Below are 16,830 nucleotides of genomic sequence, written 5' to 3'. Positions count from 1 at the left end.
ACCTGGAGGAGGAATGGCCGGAGTGAAGGAGCGCGCCGTTTTGGTCTTGGAGGACGGCACCGTCTACCACGGCTACGCCTTCGGCGCCCGGGGGAAGACGGTGGGGGAGGTGGTCTTCAACACCGCCCAGACCGGCTACCAGGAGATCATGACCGACCCCAGCTACCACGGCCAGATCGTGGTCATGACTTACCCCCACCAGGGCAACTACGGGGTGAACGTCTACGACATGCAGTCCAACCGCCCCTGGGTGAGGGGCTTCGTGGCCAAGGAGTTCAGCCGCGTGGCCTCCAACCCCCGGGCCCAGCAGACGCTGGGAGAGTTCATGGGGTTCTACGGGGTGGTGGGGATTGAGGGCATAGACACCAGGGCCCTGGTGCGGAAGATCCGGGAAGGGGGGGTTTTAAAGGGGGTCATCGCCCACGCGGGCCTATTTGGCGCCCCCGACCACGCCTTCACCCAGGAGGAGCTTGCGGCCTTGCGCCAGGAGGCCAAGAGCTGGACGGACATTGACGGCCGGGACATGACCCCAGAGGTCTCCACCCCCTTGCCCTACGCCTGGCCCACCTTAAAGAGCGGGCGGCGCATCGTGGTCATGGACTTCGGCATCAAGCACGCCATCGTGGAGAACCTGGCCGCCCTCGGCTTTGAGATCCTGGTGGTCCCCGGGAAGACCCCGGCCCACCAGATCATGGCCTTAGAGCCCCACGGCCTCCTCATCTCCAACGGCCCCGGCGACCCCACCATGCCCCGCTACGCCCACGAGACCATCTGGAAGCTCATGGGGCTTCTGCCCACCTTCGGCATCTGCCTGGGACACCAGCTTTTGGCCTTGGCGGCGGGTGGGCGGACCTTCAAGATGAAGTTCGGCCACCGGGGGGCGAACCACCCGGTGAAGAACCTGCAGACGGGGAAGGTGGAGATCACCAGCCAGAACCACGGCTACGCCGTGGACATAGACTCCCTCAAGGAGTTCCGCCCCACCCACGTCAACCTCAACGACGGCACCCTGGAGGGCATGGCCCACGCCCGCTACCCCGTCTTCTCCGTCCAGTACCACCCCGAGGCCGCCCCCGGGCCCCACGATGCCCTCTACCTCTTCCGCCGCTTCCTGGAGGAGGTGGAGGCCTTCCACGGGGCCACGGGGCTTCCCGTGGAAAAGCAGCGGCCGGACCAGCACGGGATTTAGTAGTCCATCCCCTGGATGTTCCCCTCCTCGTCCACGTCAATGCCCAGGGCCTGGGGCACCTTGGGCAGGCCGGGGAGGGTTTCAATCCCGCCCATGTAGACCACCACGAAGCCCGCCCCCAAGCGGCACCGGAGGTCCGTGACCCGCACGGTGAAGCCCTGGGGGCGGCCCCGGAGCTTGGGGTTGTCGGAGAGGGAGGTGGCCGCCTTGGCCATCACCACGGGTAGGCCCTCGCACCCCTCCTTCTTGGCCGCCTTCAGGGCCCTTTTGGCCTCCTCGCTCCACTCCACGCCGGAGGCTCCGTAGACCTGGGTGGCGATGGCGGCCACCTTTTCCTCCAGGGGCGCCTCGAGGGGGTAGAGGGGCCGGTAGGCGTGGGGCAGGGCCAGGGCCTCCAGGACCCTCTCGGCGAGGGCCATCCCCCCCTCCCCTCCCCTGGCGTAGACCTCGCTTAGGGCGAAGGGGAGGCCCCTTTCCTCGGCGAAGGCCCGCACCAGGGCGATCTCCTCCGGGGTATCGCTGGGGAAGCGGTTGAGGGCCACCACGGGCGTGTAGCCGAAAAGCCGGACGTTTTCCGCATGCTTTTCCAGGTTGGCCAGGCCCCGCCGCACCGCCTCGAGGTCCGGCATCTCGTAGGCGTCCTGCCCCCCGTGGTAGCGGAGGGCCCTTATGGTGGCCACCAGGACCACCGCCTCGGGCACGAGGCCCGTGGTCCGGGCCACCACGTTCATGAACTTCTCCATCCCCAGGTCCGTGGCGAAGCCCGCCTCCTGCACCACGTAGTCCGCAAGACCCAGGGCGAAAAGGCTCGCCCTCAGGGAGTTGGTGCCGTGGGCGATGTTGCCGAAGGGCCCCATGTGGACGAAGGCCGGGTTGCCCTCGGCGGTCTGCACCAGGTTGGGGAGGAAGGCCTGCCGCAGGAGGGCGGCCATGGCTCCTACCGCCATGAGGTCCTTGGCGTAGACCGGCTTGCCCTCGTAGGTGAAGCCCACCCGCATCCGCCCCAGGCGCTCCTTCAGGTCCCGGAAGTCCCGGGCCAGGCTCATGAGGGCCATCACCTCGCTGGCCACGGTGAGCTCAAAGCCCCCTTCCCGGGGCACCCCGTGGGCCTTGCCCCCCAGGCCCAGGACGATGTGCCTTAGGGCGCGGTCGTTCATGTCTATGGCCCGCTTGAGCTCTATGCGCCTGGGGTCAATCCCCAGGGCGTTCCCTTGGTGCAGGTGGTTGTCCAGGAGGGCGTTTAGAAGGTTCACGGCGCTGGTTACGGCGTGGAAGTCCCCGGTGAAGTGGAGGTTGATCTCGTGCCGGGGCTCCACACGGGCCCTTCCGCCCCCCGTGGCCCCCCCTTTAACCCCGAAGACGGGGCCTAAGGAGGGCTCCCGCAGGGCCAGGGCCGCCCGCTTCCCCAGGCGCCACAGGGCGTCCACCAGGCCGATGGCCGTGGTGGTCTTGCCCTCGCCCGCCGGGGTGGGGGTGATGGCGGTGACCAGGATGAGCCGCCCCCTGGCCTTCGGGGGCTCTCCCAGGACCTTGGCCATGTGGGGGCCGTAGGGGTAAAGCCTCTCCCGGCTTAAGCCCAGTTTGGCCGCCACTTCCTCTATGGGCAGTAGGGTGTCCTTAACGATCACGGGGTAAGCTTACCCCACCCCCCTAGGGAGAGAAGTCCCGGTTGCCCCCGGAGAGGAGGAGGACGAGGGTCCTGGGGAGCCCCTTGCCGTGCTCCAGAAGGGCGGCCAAGGGCAGGGCCCCGGTGGGCTCCACCACCTGCTTGGTGCGGGTGAAGAGGAGGCGCTCGGCCTCGAGGATGGCCTCCTCGCTCACCGTGAGGATTCCGTCCACCCTCTCCCGCAGGATGGGAAAGGTGTGCTGCCCCAGGCCCAAGGTCCTCACCCCATCGGCCCGGGTCTTGGGGGCTTCGGGAAGCCGCACGATCCTCCCCGCTTCCAGGCTCCTTTTGGCGTCGTCCGCAGCCTCCGGCTCCACGCCGTAAACCAGGGTCCTGGGGGAGAGGGCCTTCACCGCCGTGGCCACCCCGGCCAGGAGCCCCCCGCCCCCCACAGGAGCCAGGACGGCCCCGGGGAAGATCCCCATCCGCCCCGCCTGGGCCATGAGCTCCAGGCCCGCCGTCCCCTGCCCGGCCACCACCAGGGGGTCGTCAAAGGGGTGGATCAGGGCGTACCCCGTCTCCTCCCGTAGGGCCCGGGCCACCTCCTCCCGGTTCTTTGCCGTCACCCCTTGGTCCACCACCTCCGCCCCGTAGGCCCTGGCGCAGGCCTTCTTGTAGGGGCTCGCCTCCTCGGGCATGACCACTAGGGCCTTCACCCCGAGGATCCTGGCGGCGTAGGCCACCCCCTGGGCGTGGTTCCCGCTGGAGACGGCGAGGAGTCCCTTGGGGCCTTCCAGGGTGAGGGCCTTGGAAAGCGCCCCCCGGGCCTTGAAGCTCCCGGTCTTCTGCAGGTGTTCGGCCTTGAGGAGGAGGCGCTTGCCCAAAAGCTCGTCCAGGAGGCGCGAGGTGAGGAGGGGGGTGCGGTGGGTGTAGGGGGCGATGCGGTGGAAGGCGGCGTGGATCTCGGCCAGTTCCATGCCTCCATCTTGCCAGGTGGACACCCTGGCCTTTTCGCGCTAGAGTGGGAAGGGTATGGACTTCCTCTACACCCTGGTCATCCTCCTTTACCTCGGCGTGGCGGGGCTTTTGGTCTACCTGGTCCTGGCGCAGGAGCCCAAGCAGGGGGCGGGGGACCTCATGGGGGGGTCAGCCGACCTCTTCTCCGCCCGGGGGGTCACGGGGGGGCTTTACCGCCTCACCGTCATCCTGGGGGCGGTCTTCGCCCTCTTGGCCCTCCTCATCGGCCTCTGGCCCCGTTGACAAGAAGTCCTCCCCCCGGTACCATAGGCGTTGCCTGGGGCCGTGGCGCAGTTGGGAGCGCGCCTCAATGGCATTGAGGAGGTCAGGGGTTCGAATCCCCTCGGCTCCACCAGGAAAGCCCCCCGCAAGGGGGGCTTCGGCTTGCAGGAGGCCCAAGGGTTGGGTATAGTGAAAGACCGGTAGGGCCCGAGGGCCCCAAAGGGGAGGCCATGTTCGCGATTGTCAAGACGGGTGGGAAACAATACCGGGTGGAGCCTGGCTTGAGGCTGAGGGTGGAGAAGCTGGCGGCCGAGCCCGGGAGCCAGGTGGAGCTTCCCGTCCTTCTCCTGGGGGGCGAGAAGACGGCGGTGGGAACGCCTTACGTGGAGGGGGCCAAGGTGGTGGCCGAGGTCCTGGTACACGGCAAGGGCAAAAAGGTCACCATCGCCAAGTTCAAGGCTAAGGTGCAGTACCGCCGCAAGAAGGGGCACCGCCAGCCCTACACCGAGATCCTCATCAAGGAGATCCAGGGGTGAGCCATGGCGCATAAAAAGGGACTTGGTTCCACGAAAAACGGCCGCGACTCCCAGTCCAAGCGCCTGGGGGTGAAGCGGTTTGGCGGTCAGGTGGTGCGGGCGGGCCACATCCTGGTCCGCCAGCGGGGGACCCGCTTCAAGCCGGGTAAGAATGTGGGCATGGGCCGGGACTTCACCCTCTTCGCCCTGGTGGACGGGGTGGTGGAGTTCCAGGACAAGGGGCGCCTAGGCCGCTACGTGCACGTGCGCCCCTTGAGCTAAGGGGCCTTGGCCTTTCAGGACGTTCTCCATATCACCGTCGCCGCCGGCCGGGGTGGCGACGGCGCCGTTTCCTTCCGCCGCGAGAAGTTCGTGCCCAAGGGGGGGCCGGACGGGGGCGACGGGGGGCGGGGAGGGAACGTCTACCTCAGGGCCCGGGGGAGCGTGGACTCCCTTTCCGGGCTTTCTAAGCGCACCTACAAGGCCAAAGACGGGGAGCACGGCAAGGGAAGCGGCCAGCACGGCCGCGCCGGGGAGGACCTGTACATTGAGGTGCCTCGAGGCACCCGGGTCTTTGACGCCGACACCGGGGAGCTCCTGGCCGACCTCACCGAGGAGGGCCAGGTGGTCCTGGTGGCCCGGGGCGGGGAGGGGGGGCGGGGGAACGCCCACTTCGTGACCCCCACCCGCCAGGCCCCCCGCTTCGCCGAGGCGGGGGAGGAGGGGGAGAAAAGGCGGCTTCGCCTGGAGCTCATGCTCATCGCTGACGTGGGCCTGGTGGGCTACCCCAACGCCGGCAAGTCCAGCCTCCTCGCCGCCACCACCCGGGCCCACCCCAAGATCGCCCCCTACCCCTTCACCACCCTAAGCCCCAACCTGGGGGTGGTGGAGGTCTCCGAGGAGGGGCGCTTCACCCTGGCGGACATCCCGGGGATCATTGAGGGGGCAAGCCAGGGGAGGGGCCTGGGCCTGGAGTTTCTGCGCCACATCGCCCGCACCCGGGTCCTCCTTTACGTTCTGGACGCTACGGAGGAGCCCCTCCTCGCCCTGCGCACCCTCCGGCAGGAGGTGGGGGCCTACGACCGGGGGCTTCTCCTGCGGCCGAGCCTGGTGGCCCTCAACAAGGTGGACCTCCTTTCGCCGGAGGAGGTCAAGGCCAGGGTGGCCGAGCTGGCCCGGGAGGGGCTTCCGGTGGTCCCGGTAAGCGCCCTCACCGGGGAAGGGCTTCCCGGGCTAAAGGAGGTCCTTTGGAACCTGGTGCAGGCCACCCCCGCCCCCGAGCTCCCCAAGCCCGCGCCCCGGACCGAGGTGAAGGCAGGGGTGGAGGTGGTGCCCTTGGAGGAGGGGGTGTTTGAGGTACGGGCCCCCGAGGTGGAGCGCTACCTCAGGCGCCTCAAGGGGGATCTCCTGGAGGCCGCGGGGTACCTCCAGGAGGTGTTCAGGCGCCACGGGGTGGAGGCCGCCCTCAGGGCCAGGGGGGTGCGGGCGGGGGACGTGGTGCGGGTGGCCGGGCTGGAGTTTGAGTACATCCCGGAGGGGTAGGTGCGCCTGGGCCTCTTTGGTGGGAGCTTTGACCCCATCCACCTGGGGCACCTCATCGCCGCCAGCGAGGCGGCCAGCGCCCTGGGCCTGGACCGGGTGCTCTTCGTGGTGGCCGCCCGGCCCCCCCACAAGACCCCGGTGGCCCCTCCGGAGGCCCGCTACGAGATGGTCCTCCTGGCCACGGGGGAGGACGGGCGCTTCGCAGCCTCGAGGCTGGAGCTGGACCGCCCGGGGCCAAGCTACACCGTGGACACCCTGGAGGAGGCCCGAAGGCTCTTCCCAAGGGACGAGCTCTTCTTCATCACCGGGGCGGACGCCTACCGGGACGTCCTCACCTGGAAGGAGGGGCGAAGGCTCCCCGAGCTCGCCACCCTGGTGGCCGTGGCCCGCCCCGGTTACCCCTTGGAAGGGATGCCCGTGCCCGTGGTGCCCCTCCGGGTGCCCGAGGTGGGCATCTCCAGCACCGAGATCCGCAGGCGCCTCAAGGAGGGCCTGAGCGTCCGCTACTGGGTTCCCCGCCCCGTGGAGGTGTACCTTGAAAAGCACGGTCTCTACCGCTGAGCTTCTGGAGAAGGTCAAGGCCCTGGTGCGCCCGGAGCGCCTGGAGCACATCCTCCGGGTGGCGGCCTTGGCCAGGGAGATCGCCGAGAAAAACGGCCTGGATGGGGAGCGGGCCTACCTGGCCGGCCTTCTCCACGACGCCGCCCGGGACCTCCCCGAGGAGGAGCTAAAGCGGCTGGCCCCCCCGGAGAACGAGGTGGAAAGGGCCCATCCCCTGGCCCTCCACGGCCGGGCGGCCCGCAGGCTGGCCCAGGCCTGGGGGGTGGAGGACCGGGAGGTGCTGGAGGCCGTGGAGGGCCACGTCTTCGGGGTGGACCCGGAAAACGGCCTGGGCATGGCCCTCTACATCGCCGACATCTCCGAGCCGGGAAGGGGGGTGAACGGGGAGATCCGGGAGCTCGCCCTTTCCGGGGAGCTTCTCCAGGCCTACCGCCGGGCGGTGGAGAACAAGGTGAACTACCTGGCCGCCAAGGGGATTCCCATCCACCCCAGGACCCTCTCGGTTTACCGCAGCCTGCGGGATGCGCCCTAGGCCTTCCTTCCTTCTCCTGGCCCTGGCCCTCTTCGCCCTGGGGGGGGTGCTCTCCTGGCCCCGCGCGCCTTCCCGGGAGGAGGTCCGCCCGGTGCGGCTTGGCCCCTTGCCGGAGATGGGGGTGGTGGTGGCCGCCCGGGACGTAGAGTACTGCGGCTACCACACCCCTTGCGGCCCCGGGAGCCGTACGGATACCATCCTCTACCTCCGCCTGGAGGGAGGGGAGGTGAGGGGGGTGGCCATCCCCCGGGACCTCTACAGCCCCCTGGTGGGCGGCAAGATCAACGCCGCCTACGGGCGGGGCGGGCCCGAGCTTCTGAAGCGGGCGGTGGAGGAGGCCACGGGCTTGGTGGCGGAAAGGCACCTGATCCTCACCCTGGCCAGCGTGGCCCGGGTGGTGGACGCCGTGGGAGGGGTGGAGGTCTACCTGGAAAGGCCCATGCGCTACACCGACCGGGCGGCCAAGCTCCACATAGACTTCCCTGCAGGCCCCCTCCGCCTCTCGGGCGAGGAGGCGGTGAAGTACATGCGCTTCCGCCACGATGCCCTGGGAGACTACGCCCGGCTGGACCGGATCAAGGAGGTGGTGGGCCAGGTCCTGAAGAGGGCGCAGGATCCCAGGACCTGGCCCGCCCTCGCCCTGGCCCTGCGGGAGGCCTGGGGGGAGCTGGACACCGACCTCACCCTCGAGGAACTCCTCGCCCACCTGCCTGCGGTGCGGGGGCTTAAGCTGGCCCTGGCCACCCTGCCCACCCGGGAGGGCCCAGGGACCTTCCTCTACGTGGACGAGGAGGCCAAGGGACGCTTCCTCTCCGCCTTCTTCGGCGCGGCCCCTCCTTCTTCGCCCCCCCCGGTGGCCGTGCGCCTCAGGGGGGAGCCCGGGCTCCTGGCCTGGGCCCGGCTTTTCCTGGCCCGGGAGGGGATCGTGGCCGAGGAGGAGGCCGCCCAGGTGGCCAAGAGCGCCGTCTACGCCCAAGACCCCGAGGCCGGGGCCTACTTCGCCGACCTCTTCCACCTGCCCCTCCTCGCCCCCCACCGGCCCCTGGAGGGCGTGGTGGTGGAGCTGGGGCCGGACCTGCTACAATGAGCTTAGATGGTGAAGACCAAGGAGGCGTTGGATCTCGTGGGGCACATCAAGGATCTCCTTTGGGAAAAGAAGGCGGAGGACGTGGTGGCCTTGGACCTGCGCAAGGTCTCCCAGAGCCTGGACTATTTCGTCCTGGCCAGCGCCACCAGCACCCCCCACCTTCAGGCCCTGGAGCGGCATCTGCAGGAGAAGCTGGAGGAGGAGGGGCTCCGCCCCCGGCCCACGGAGGGGCAAAGCCCCCGCTGGGTGGTGCTGGACTACGGCGAGGTGGTGGTCCACCTCATGACCCCCGAGGCCCGGGCCTACTACGACCTCGAGGGCTTCTGGGCCGACGCCGACAGGGTCTAACTACTTCACCCGGGGAGGGGCCAAGGGCCCCATGATGAAGCGCTGAAAGGTCAGGTAGAACCCCAGGTAGACCAGAAGCTGGAACCAGAAGCTTTCCGCAAGCCCAACCCCCAGGGCGCCCAAAAGCAGGAGAAGGGCCACCGCCCCCATCATCACCAAGGCGGTGCGCAGGAAGACCCCGGGGAAGTAGCGGAGGGCCTCGCGCAAGGTTTTGGGCCGCCGGGCCTCCCACTCCCTTAGGGCCTTCTTCTTCAGCTTTGCCTCGCGCTTCTTCTTCCCCACGGGGGAAAGTATACTGGGGCCCGTGAAGGTGGTCCGCACCGTGGCCGAGCTAAGGGAGGCCCTTCCCGAGGAAGGGGTGGGCTTCGTCCCCACCATGGGCTACCTCCACCGCGGGCATCTCGCCCTGGTGGAGCGGGCCCGCCGGGAAAACCTCTTTGTGGCGGTTTCCATTTTCGTGAACCCCCTGCAGTTTGGTCCCGGGGAGGATTACCACCGCTATCCCCGGGACCTCGCGCGGGACCAGGTCCTCCTGGAGGAAGCGGGCGTGGACCTCCTCTTCGCCCCGGGCGTGGAGGAGATGTATCCGAAAAGCTTTTCCACCCGGGTCCAGGTGGAAGGCCCCCTCACCGCCCTCTGGGAAGGGGAGGTGCGCCCGGGCCACTTCCAGGGGGTGGCCACGGTGGTGGCGAGGCTTTTCCTCCTGGTGGGGCCCAAGAGGGCCTACTTCGGGGAGAAGGACTACCAGCAGCTCCTCGTGGTTCGGAAGATGGCCCGGGACTTGGGCTTTCCCCTGGAGGTGGTGGGGGTGCCCACGGTGCGGGAGGAGGACGGCCTGGCCCTTTCCAGCCGCAACGTCTACCTTTCCCCTGAGACCCGCAAGAAGGCCCCGGTCCTTTACCGGGCCCTTTCGGCCATGCGGGAGGTGGCGAGGAGGGGCGGGAGCGTGGCCGAGGCCCTGGGGGCGGGGGAAGAGGTCCTTGGGGAGGTGCCCGAGTTCCGCAAGGACTACCTGGCCATCGTCCACCCCGAGACCCTCCTTCCCCTCTCCCACTGGGTCGCGGGGGCGAGGGGGTTGGTGGCCGGGAGGTTCCCCGAGGTGCGGCTCATCAACAACCTGGAGGTCTACCCATGAGCGAGGCCCAACCCCAGGAAGGCAGGCAAAGCCTTGTGGAGATGCTCAAGGCCATGGTCCAGGCCCGGGCCTCGGACATCCACCTGCAGGCGGGGGCCCCGCCGGTGGTCCGGGTGGATGGGAAGCTAAGGCCCTTCGGCAACCGCCCCCTCACCCCCAAGGACACGGAGGCCATCGCCCGGGCCCTCCTCACCCCGGAGCAGTGGGAGGAGATGGAGTACCGCAAGGAGATGGACTTCGCCTACACCATCCCCGGGGTGGCCCGCTTCCGTTGCAACCTCCTGAGGCAGCGGGGAAGCTTCGGCCTGGTGATGCGGGTGGTGGCCGAGGTCATCCCCAGCTTTGAGGCCCTGGGCCTTCCCCGGGAGGTGATGGAAGGCCTCGCGGCCAAGGAGCGGGGCCTCATCCTGGTCACGGGGCCCACGGGTTCGGGTAAGAGCACCACCCTGGCCGCCCTCATTGACCACATCAACCTTCACTACGCCAAGAACATCATCACCATTGAGGACCCCATAGAGTTTCTGCACCGGCACAAGAAGAGCCTGGTGGTGCAGCGGGAGGTGGGCCTGGACACGGACAGCTTCTACTCCGGGGTCAAGTACGCCATGCGCCAGGACCCCGACGTGATCCTCATCGGGGAGATGCGGGACAAGGAGACGGTGGAGGCCGCCCTCATGGCGGCCCAGACGGGCCACCTGGTCCTCTCCACCCTGCACACCCTGGACGCCTGGCGCACCATCAACCGCGTCATTGAGTTCTTCCCCTTGCACGAGCACCAGCAGGTGCGCATCCTCCTCGCCGAGTCCCTTCTCGGCATCCTCTCCCAGCGGCTTCTTCCCCGGGCGGACGGGCAGGGGCGGGTCTTGGCCCTGGAGGTCCTCATCGCCACCCCCTTCGTGCGGGAGCTCATCAAGGACGAGGACAAGACCCCCCAGATCAAGGAGGCCATGATGGAGGGCTCCCTCCACGGGATGCGCACCTTTGACCAGCACCTGGTGGAGCTCTACACCCAGGGCCTCATCTCCCTGGAGGACGCCCTCTCCGCCGCCACCAGCCCCCACGAGTTCCGGCTTCTCCTCACCAAGGCCACGGGGCAGGCCTACTGAGTACCCCAAAAGGGCTTTCCCGGGCCTTGGGGTAGGGGCAGGACCAAGGCGCGGGCACTTAGGAAGGGGTTTTCCACGCTTCCATAAGGGGATGGGTATAATCGGGCCGGAGGCGCTTATGCTGGTCACTGGTCTGGAAATCCTGAAGAAGGCGCGGGCGGAGGGCTACGGGGTGGGGGCTTTCAACACCAACAACATGGAGTTCACCCAGGCCATCCTCGAGGCCGCCGAGGAGCTGAGGAGCCCCGTGATCCTCGCCCTTTCCGAGGGGGCCATGAAGTACGGGGGAAGGGCCCTCACCCGCATGGTGGTGGAGATGGCCAAGGAGGCCCGGGTGCCCGTGGCCGTGCACCTGGACCACGGCTCCAGCTACGAGAGCGTCCTCAAGGCCCTCAGGGAGGGCTTCACCAGCGTCATGATTGACAAGTCCCACGAGGACTTCGAGGCGAACGTCCGGGAGACGAGGCGCGTGGTGGAGGCGGCCCACGCCGTGGGGGTCACGGTGGAGGCGGAGCTTGGGCGGCTTGCGGGCATTGAGGAGCACGTGGCCGTGGACGAGAAGGACGCCCTCCTCACCAACCCCGAGGAGGCCCGGGTCTTCATGGAGCGCACCGGTGCCGACTACCTGGCGGTGGCCATCGGCACGAGCCACGGGGCCTACAAGGGGAAGGGAAGGCCCTTCATTGACCACCCCCGGCTGGAGAGGATCGCCGCCCTCGTTCCTGCCCCCCTCGTCCTCCACGGGGCGAGCGCCGTGCCGCAGGAGCTCGTGGAGCGCTTCCGGGCCGCAGGCGGCGAGATGGGGGAGGCCGCGGGCATCCACCCCGAGGACATCAGGAAGGCCATCTCCTTGGGTATCGCCAAGATCAACACCGACACTGACCTCCGCCTGGCCTTCACCGCCCTCATCCGGGAGACCCTGGGGAGGCACCCCAAGGAGTTTGACCCCAGGAAGTACCTGGGCCCCGCCCGGGAGGCGGTGAAGGGGGTGGTGAAAAGCCGCATGGAGCTTTTCGGCTCTGTGGGACGGGCTTAGCTCCAGGGGATCCGCACCCCAGGGAAGGCCAGGGGCTCGGCCTCCTCCCCGGGTAGGAGGATGCGGTGCTCCGTGTACACCCCGGCCTTGGGCGTCCGGTAGACGTGGAGGCGGTTTGCCTTGAGGTCCAGGAGCCACACCTCGGGGATACCCGCCTCGGCGTAGAGGGGAAGCTTTTGGCCCTGGTCGTGGTCCAGGCTGGTTTCCGCCACCTCCAGGAGGAGGAGGATGTCCTCGGGGGTGGGGAGGGTTTCGCCATAATCCCTGGGGCGGAGGAGGGCGAGGTCGGGCTGGGGCTCGGAGTGGGGGGGGAGGCGGATGGGGTTCTGGGGCCAGACCACAGCCCGGTCCCCCAGGGCCTCCGTGAAAAGCCGGGTTAGACGGGCCACGCTCCAGGCATGCTTGGGGCCGATGGGGCTCATCCGGTAGACCTCCCCCTTTAGAAGCTCCACGTTCCGTACCCCGCGGAAGCGCTCCTCGTACTCCTCCAGGCCGAACCGGTACCGGGTGGCCACGCCCTTAGCGTAGCATGGGCCCATGAACCCTGTGGCCTTCATCCGGGAGAAGCGGGACGGGAGGAAGCACCGCCGGGAGGACCTCGAGGCCTTCCTCCTGGGCTACCTAAGGGACGAGGTGGCTGACTACCAGGTCTCCGCCTGGCTCATGGCGGCCTTTTTGCAGGGCCTGGACCCCGAGGAGACCCTCTGGCTCACCGAGACCATGGCCCGCTCGGGCAAGGTCCTGGACCTCTCCGGCCTGCCGCACCCCGTGGACAAGCACTCCTCAGGAGGCGTGGGGGACAAGGTGAGCCTGGTGGTGGGGCCCGTGCTGGCCGCCAGCGGGTGCACCTTCGCCAAGATGTCGGGCCGGGGCCTGGCCCACACCGGGGGGACCATTGACAAGCTGGAGTCGGTTCCGGGCTGGCGGGGGGAGATGACGGAGGCGGAGTTTCTGGAAAGGGCCCGGAAAATAGGCCTCGTCATCGCCGCCCAGAGCCCGGACCTCGCCCCCCTGGACGGGCGGCTCTACGCCCTCCGGGACGTGACCGCCACCGTGGAGAGCGTCCCCTTAATCGCCAGCTCCATCATGAGCAAAAAGCTGGCCGCCGGGGCCAGGAGCATCGTCTTGGACGTGAAGGTGGGCAAGGGGGCCTTCATGAAGACCCTGGAGGAGGCCCGCCTCCTGGCGGAGACCATGGTGGGCATCGGCCGGGGGGCGGGAAGGCGGGTTAGGGCCCTCCTCACCTCCATGGAGGCCCCCCTGGGGCAGGCGGTGGGGAACGCCCTGGAGGTGCGGGAGGCCATCCGGGCCCTCCAGGGGGAGGGCCCCGGGGACCTCCTAGAGGTGGCCCTCGCCCTGGCGGAGGAGGCCCTAAAGCTCGAGGGCCTGGACCCCGCCCTGGCCCGGAGGGCCCTGGAGAGCGGGGCCGCCCTGGAGAAGTTCCGCGCCTTCCTCGAGGCCCAGGGGGGGGACCCCAGGGTGGTGGAGGACTTCTCCCTCCTCCCCCTCGCCGAGGAGCTACCCCTTCTCGCCGAGGAGGAGGGCGTGGTGCGGGAGGTGGACGCCTACCGGGTGGGCCTTGCCGTCCTCCTCTTGGGCGGGGGGCGGAGGCGGAAGGGGGAGGCCGTGGACCACGGGGTGGGGGTGCGGCTTCTCAAGAAGCCTGGGGACCGGGTGGAAGAGGGGGAGGCCCTGGCCCTGGTCTACCACCGGGGGCGGGGCCTGGAGGAGGCCCTGGCCCAGCTCAAGGCGGCCTACGCCCTGGGGCCCGAGGCCCGGCCCGCCCCCTTGATCCTGGAGGTGGTCTAAAGGCCTCGGGGTTGGCCCCGGGCTTCCCGGGTGGTATACTCCCCCCCGATGAAAAGGAAGCGGCCTGCCCGGTACACCCTCCTCCTGGCCAAAAGCGGCGGGGGAAGCCGGGCCTGGACCCTGCCGGGCTGGGCGCTTTTGGCCCTCCTGGCGGCCCTACTCCTCTGGAGCGGGGCCAACCTCTACCTCTGGCACCGGGCCCGGGAGGTCCGGGCCCTGGAGGCCAGGCTCCACGCCCTTTCCCAGGAGGCCAGGCGCCTCTCCTTGGCCCTCGAGGCCGAGCGGGCCAAGAACGGGGCCCTTTCCCAGGAGGCGGAGCGGACCAAAAGGGAGCTGGAGGCCCTCAAGAAGGCCATCAGAGGAGCTCCGCCGCCGGGCGGGGCTTTCCCCCATCAACGCCACCCCCGTCCGCTACCGGGAGGGGGCCAAAGGGGGCGGGGCCATGGCGGCCTGGACCGAGGTGGAGGCCACCCTCCTGGACCTGAAGAACCAGCTCGCCGAAGTGACCCCCGCCCTGGAGCGCACCCTGGAGATAGAAGAGAGCCTTCCCCTGGGGCTTCCCCTCCGGGGGCACCGGGGGGTGACCTCCTTCTTCGGGGTGCGCAAAAACCCCTTCGGCCCCGGGTGGGAATTCCACGACGGCCTGGACTTCTCCGCTCTCTACGGCGCCCCGGTCTACGCCACGGGAAGCGGGGTGGTGGCCCGGGTGGGGTGGATGGGGGCCTACGGCCTGGCGGTGCTTCTGGACCACGCCCAGGGCTACCAGACCCTTTACGGCCACCTCTCCCGCGCCGCCGTGCGCCCCGGCCAGAGGGTGGAGCGGGGCCAGGTCCTGGGCTACGTGGGCTCCACGGGCCGCTCCACCGGTCCCCACCTCCACTACTCCGTCTACCGGCAGGGGGTGGCGGTGGACCCCCGCCCCTACCTGGCCACCCGATAGAATGGGGCGCATGCTGAGGCGCAAGCAAGCCGAGGCCTTGACCTACCTGGGCCCCGACACCGAGGTCCTGGGAGACCTCAAGGCCAGGGGCCAGGTGCGCATAGACGGGAGGGTGCAGGGCTCGGTCCTGGTGGAGGGGGAGCTGGAGGTGGGCCCCACGGGCCGGGTGGAGGGGGCCAAGGTGGAGGCCAAGGCGGTCCACATCCACGGCGAGGTGCGGGCGGACCTGGTGGCGGAGAAGGTCTCCCTGTCCAAAACCGCCCGCTTCACCGGGACCCTCCGGGCCCAGGCCCTGGACGTGGAAGCCGGGGCGGTCTTCGTGGGGCAGAGCGTGGCCGGGGAGCACAAGGCCCTCGAGGCCCCCAAGGAGGCGTGATGGCCCTGGAAAGGCTCTTTAGGAGAAAGCGGCCCCAAGGGGAAGGGCGGGACGTTCCCGAGCTCTGGACCCGGTGCGAGGCCTGCGGGGCCCAGCTCTACAAGAAGGAGCTTCGGGAAAACCTCTACGTCTGCCCCAAGTGCGGCCACCACCACCGCATGCCCGCCCGGGAACGGGTGGAGATGCTGGCCGACCCCGGCACCTTCCAGGAGACCACGGGGCTTCGGCCCCTGGACCCCTTGGGCTTCGTGGACACCAAGCCCTATGGGGAAAGGCTTAAGGCCTACCAGGAGGAGACGGGCAGGCCCGACGCCATCCTGGGGGGCACCTGCCGGATCGGGGGGGTGCCCTCGGTCCTCCTGGTGATGGACTACGCCTTCGCCGGGGGCTCCATGGGGAGCGTGGTGGGGGAGGAGATCGCCCGGGGGGCGGAGAGGGCGGCGGAGGAGGGGCGGGCCCTGGTCATCGTGGCCGCCTCGGGAGGGGCGAGGATGCAGGAGGCCGCCCTTTCCCTCATGCAGATGGCCAAGACGGTGATGAGCCTGGACCTCCTTTGGGCCAGACGCCTGCCCTACGTTTCCATCCTCACCGACCCCACCACCGGGGGGGTGACGGCGAGCTTCGCCGCCCTGGCCGACGTGATCTTCGCCGAGCCCGGGGCCCTGATCGGCTTCGCCGGTCCTAGGGTCATCCGCCAGACCATCCGGCAGGAGCTCCCCGAGGGCTTCCAGCGCTCGGAGTTCCTCCTGAAGCACGGCATGGTGGACCGGGTTACCCACCGCAGGAAGCTCAGGGACGAGCTGGTTCGGGTGCTCCGGCACCTGCACCCGGGAGTGGCCTATGCCCCTGGAGTTTGAAAAGCCCATCCTGGAGCTGGAAAAGCGCATCCAAGAGCTAAAGGAGACGGCCCAGGCCACGGGGGTGGACCTCGAGGCCGAGATCCGCCTCCTGGAAGAGCGCCTGGACCGGCTCAAGAAGGAAACCTACGGGAACCTCACCCCCTGGCAGCGGGTCCAGCTCGCCCGCGCTCCCGGAAGGCCCACCACCCTGGACGTCCTGGAGAGGGCCTTCCAGGACTTCATAGAGCTCCACGGGGACCGGGCCTTCGCCGACGACCCCGCCATGGTGGGGGGGCTCGCCTACCTGGAGGGGCAGAAGGTGGTGGTGGTGGGGCATCAGAAGGGGCGGGACACCAAGGAGAACCTCCAGCGCAACTTCGGCATGCCCCACCCCGAGGGGTACCGCAAGGCCATGCGCCTCATGGACCTGGCGGACCGCTTCGGCTACCCCTTCCTCAGCTTCATTGACACCCCGGGGGCCTATCCCGGGGTCTCCGCCGAGGAAAGGGGGCAGGCCTGGGTCATCGCCCAGAGCCTCCAGCGCATGAGCCGCCTTAGGGTCCCCGCCATCGCCCTCATCCTGGGGGAGGGGGGAAGCGGCGGGGCCTTGGCCATCGCCGTGGCCAACCGGGTCCTCATCCTGGAGAACGCCTGGTACTCGGTCATCAGCCCGGAGTCCTGCGCCGCCATCCTCTGGCGGGACGCCAAGGAGGCCCCCAAGGCCGCCGAGGCCCTGAAGCTCACCGCCCAGGACCTGCTGGCCCAGGGGGTGGTGGACGCCATCGTCCCCGAGCCCGAGGGCGGGGCCCACAAGGACCCGGAGGGGGCCATCCGGAACATCAAGGAGGCCCTCCTCCAGACCCTGGAGGAGCTCAAGGGGCTTTCCCCGGAGGAGCTTTACCAGGACCGCTACCGCCGCTTCCGCGCCCTTGGGGCCTACGCCGAGCCTTAAGAGGCCTTGGCCTTTTTC

Annotated in this window: 20 protein-coding genes, 1 tRNA gene and 1 pseudogene; 18 read left to right on the top strand and 4 right to left on the bottom strand. The window is 69.2% G+C overall.

Annotation, left to right across the window (positions count from 1 at the left end; all coding sequences use genetic code 11):
- Positions 1-13: 13 nt before the first annotated feature.
- Positions 14-1,189 carry a glutamine-hydrolyzing carbamoyl-phosphate synthase small subunit gene (gene carA, locus ACZ5RK_RS01420; RefSeq protein WP_464909385.1) on the top strand — a complete coding sequence of 392 codons (1,176 nt, stop codon included), beginning with the start codon at positions 14-16 and terminating at the stop codon, positions 1,187-1,189.
- Here carA and ACZ5RK_RS01415 read toward each other — a convergent pair.
- Both ACZ5RK_RS01415 and ACZ5RK_RS01410 read right to left on the bottom strand, forming a co-directional pair.
- Positions 1,186-2,817 (bottom strand): formate--tetrahydrofolate ligase, encoded by a 1,632-nt coding sequence (locus ACZ5RK_RS01415; RefSeq protein WP_464909384.1) that lies wholly within the window; start codon positions 2,815-2,817, stop codon positions 1,186-1,188. The two genes, carA and ACZ5RK_RS01415, sit on opposite strands and share 4 nt — an antisense overlap.
- A gap of 22 nt (positions 2,818-2,839) precedes the next feature.
- A complete protein-coding gene (locus tag ACZ5RK_RS01410) occupies positions 2,840-3,772 on the bottom strand; it encodes a threonine/serine dehydratase (RefSeq protein ID WP_464909383.1) in 933 nt (310 codons plus the stop codon).
- Positions 3,773-3,827: 55 nt separating this feature from the next.
- Between ACZ5RK_RS01410 and secG the strand changes: the two genes are divergently transcribed.
- The 9 genes from secG (at position 3,828) to rsfS (ending at position 8,619) form a co-directional block, all read left to right on the top strand.
- Entirely contained in the window at positions 3,828-4,055 is a 228-nt protein-coding gene (gene secG / locus ACZ5RK_RS01405; RefSeq protein WP_054647823.1) for a preprotein translocase subunit SecG, read from the top strand.
- Positions 4,056-4,091: 36 nt separating this feature from the next.
- Positions 4,092-4,167: transfer RNA gene (locus ACZ5RK_RS01400), tRNA-Ala, on the top strand.
- Between the two features lie 97 nt (positions 4,168-4,264).
- Positions 4,265-4,570: a 50S ribosomal protein L21 gene (rplU, locus tag ACZ5RK_RS01395; protein ID WP_054647824.1), complete on the top strand. Its 306-nt coding sequence runs from the start codon at positions 4,265-4,267 to the stop codon at positions 4,568-4,570.
- Positions 4,571-4,573: 3 nt separating this feature from the next.
- A complete protein-coding gene (gene rpmA, locus ACZ5RK_RS01390) occupies positions 4,574-4,831 on the top strand; it encodes a 50S ribosomal protein L27 (RefSeq protein ID WP_054638771.1) in 258 nt (85 codons plus the stop codon).
- Between the two features lie 6 nt (positions 4,832-4,837).
- Positions 4,838-6,091, top strand: coding sequence for a GTPase ObgE (obgE, locus tag ACZ5RK_RS01385; RefSeq protein WP_464909382.1), 1,254 nt, complete (start codon positions 4,838-4,840; stop codon positions 6,089-6,091).
- On the top strand, positions 6,092-6,652 hold the full coding sequence (gene nadD / locus ACZ5RK_RS01380; protein ID WP_464909381.1) for a nicotinate-nucleotide adenylyltransferase: 561 nt from the start codon (positions 6,092-6,094) through the stop codon (positions 6,650-6,652).
- Positions 6,627-7,184 (top strand): bis(5'-nucleosyl)-tetraphosphatase (symmetrical) YqeK, encoded by a 558-nt coding sequence (yqeK, locus tag ACZ5RK_RS01375; RefSeq protein WP_054647367.1) that lies wholly within the window; start codon positions 6,627-6,629, stop codon positions 7,182-7,184. Before nadD ends, yqeK begins: the two co-directional genes overlap by 26 nt.
- On the top strand, positions 7,174-8,271 hold the full coding sequence (locus ACZ5RK_RS01370) for an LCP family protein (RefSeq protein WP_464909380.1): 1,098 nt from the start codon (positions 7,174-7,176) through the stop codon (positions 8,269-8,271). The genes yqeK and ACZ5RK_RS01370 overlap by 11 nt, the downstream gene beginning before the upstream one ends.
- 6 nt (positions 8,272-8,277) lie before the next feature.
- Positions 8,278-8,619 carry a ribosome silencing factor gene (rsfS, locus tag ACZ5RK_RS01365; protein ID WP_054647368.1) on the top strand — a complete coding sequence of 114 codons (342 nt, stop codon included), beginning with the start codon at positions 8,278-8,280 and terminating at the stop codon, positions 8,617-8,619.
- Here the strand turns inward: rsfS and ACZ5RK_RS01360 are convergent, their stop codons facing one another.
- Complete coding sequence (locus ACZ5RK_RS01360; RefSeq protein WP_464909379.1) at positions 8,620-8,901, bottom strand: hypothetical protein; 282 nt, start codon at positions 8,899-8,901, stop codon at positions 8,620-8,622.
- A gap of 22 nt (positions 8,902-8,923) precedes the next feature.
- Between ACZ5RK_RS01360 and panC the strand changes: the two genes are divergently transcribed.
- The 3 genes from panC (at position 8,924) to fba (ending at position 11,896) form a co-directional block, all read left to right on the top strand.
- Positions 8,924-9,754, top strand: coding sequence for a pantoate--beta-alanine ligase (gene panC, locus ACZ5RK_RS01355; RefSeq protein ID WP_464909378.1), 831 nt, complete (start codon positions 8,924-8,926; stop codon positions 9,752-9,754).
- Positions 9,751-10,860 carry a type IV pilus twitching motility protein PilT gene (locus tag ACZ5RK_RS01350; RefSeq protein ID WP_464909377.1) on the top strand — a complete coding sequence of 370 codons (1,110 nt, stop codon included), beginning with the start codon at positions 9,751-9,753 and terminating at the stop codon, positions 10,858-10,860. Before panC ends, ACZ5RK_RS01350 begins: the two co-directional genes overlap by 4 nt.
- Before the next feature lie 118 nt (positions 10,861-10,978).
- Complete coding sequence (gene fba, locus ACZ5RK_RS01345) at positions 10,979-11,896, top strand: class II fructose-1,6-bisphosphate aldolase (RefSeq protein WP_464909376.1); 918 nt, start codon at positions 10,979-10,981, stop codon at positions 11,894-11,896.
- Here fba and ACZ5RK_RS01340 read toward each other — a convergent pair.
- On the bottom strand, positions 11,893-12,411 hold the full coding sequence (locus tag ACZ5RK_RS01340; protein ID WP_464909375.1) for a Uma2 family endonuclease: 519 nt from the start codon (positions 12,409-12,411) through the stop codon (positions 11,893-11,895). The genes fba and ACZ5RK_RS01340 overlap by 4 nt on opposite strands.
- A 22-nt stretch (positions 12,412-12,433) precedes the next feature.
- Here ACZ5RK_RS01340 and ACZ5RK_RS01335 point away from each other — a divergent pair, with 22 nt between their 5' ends.
- From ACZ5RK_RS01335 to ACZ5RK_RS01315, 5 genes and pseudogenes are all read left to right on the top strand, one after another.
- The gene (locus ACZ5RK_RS01335; RefSeq protein ID WP_464909374.1) at positions 12,434-13,705 is read left to right on the top strand and encodes a thymidine phosphorylase; all 1,272 of its coding nucleotides are present in this window, start codon (positions 12,434-12,436) and stop codon (positions 13,703-13,705) included.
- A gap of 48 nt (positions 13,706-13,753) precedes the next feature.
- Positions 13,754-14,645, top strand: a pseudogene (locus ACZ5RK_RS01330) (M23 family metallopeptidase).
- A gap of 1 nt (position 14,646) precedes the next feature.
- Entirely contained in the window at positions 14,647-15,021 is a 375-nt protein-coding gene (locus ACZ5RK_RS01325; RefSeq protein WP_464909373.1) for a bactofilin family protein, read from the top strand.
- Positions 15,021-15,878, top strand: a complete 858-nt coding sequence (gene accD / locus ACZ5RK_RS01320; protein WP_464909372.1) for an acetyl-CoA carboxylase, carboxyltransferase subunit beta — start codon at positions 15,021-15,023, stop codon at positions 15,876-15,878. The genes ACZ5RK_RS01325 and accD overlap by 1 nt, the downstream gene beginning before the upstream one ends.
- Complete coding sequence (locus ACZ5RK_RS01315) at positions 15,862-16,812, top strand: acetyl-CoA carboxylase carboxyltransferase subunit alpha (protein WP_054647401.1); 951 nt, start codon at positions 15,862-15,864, stop codon at positions 16,810-16,812. The genes accD and ACZ5RK_RS01315 overlap by 17 nt, the downstream gene beginning before the upstream one ends.
- Positions 16,813-16,830: the final 18 nt, after the last annotated feature.

It is taken from the genome of Thermus kawarayensis JCM 12314, assembly GCF_055393575.1.
The sequence above is the reverse complement of the archived record's forward strand: the minus strand, read 5'-3'. Positions and strand labels throughout refer to the sequence as shown.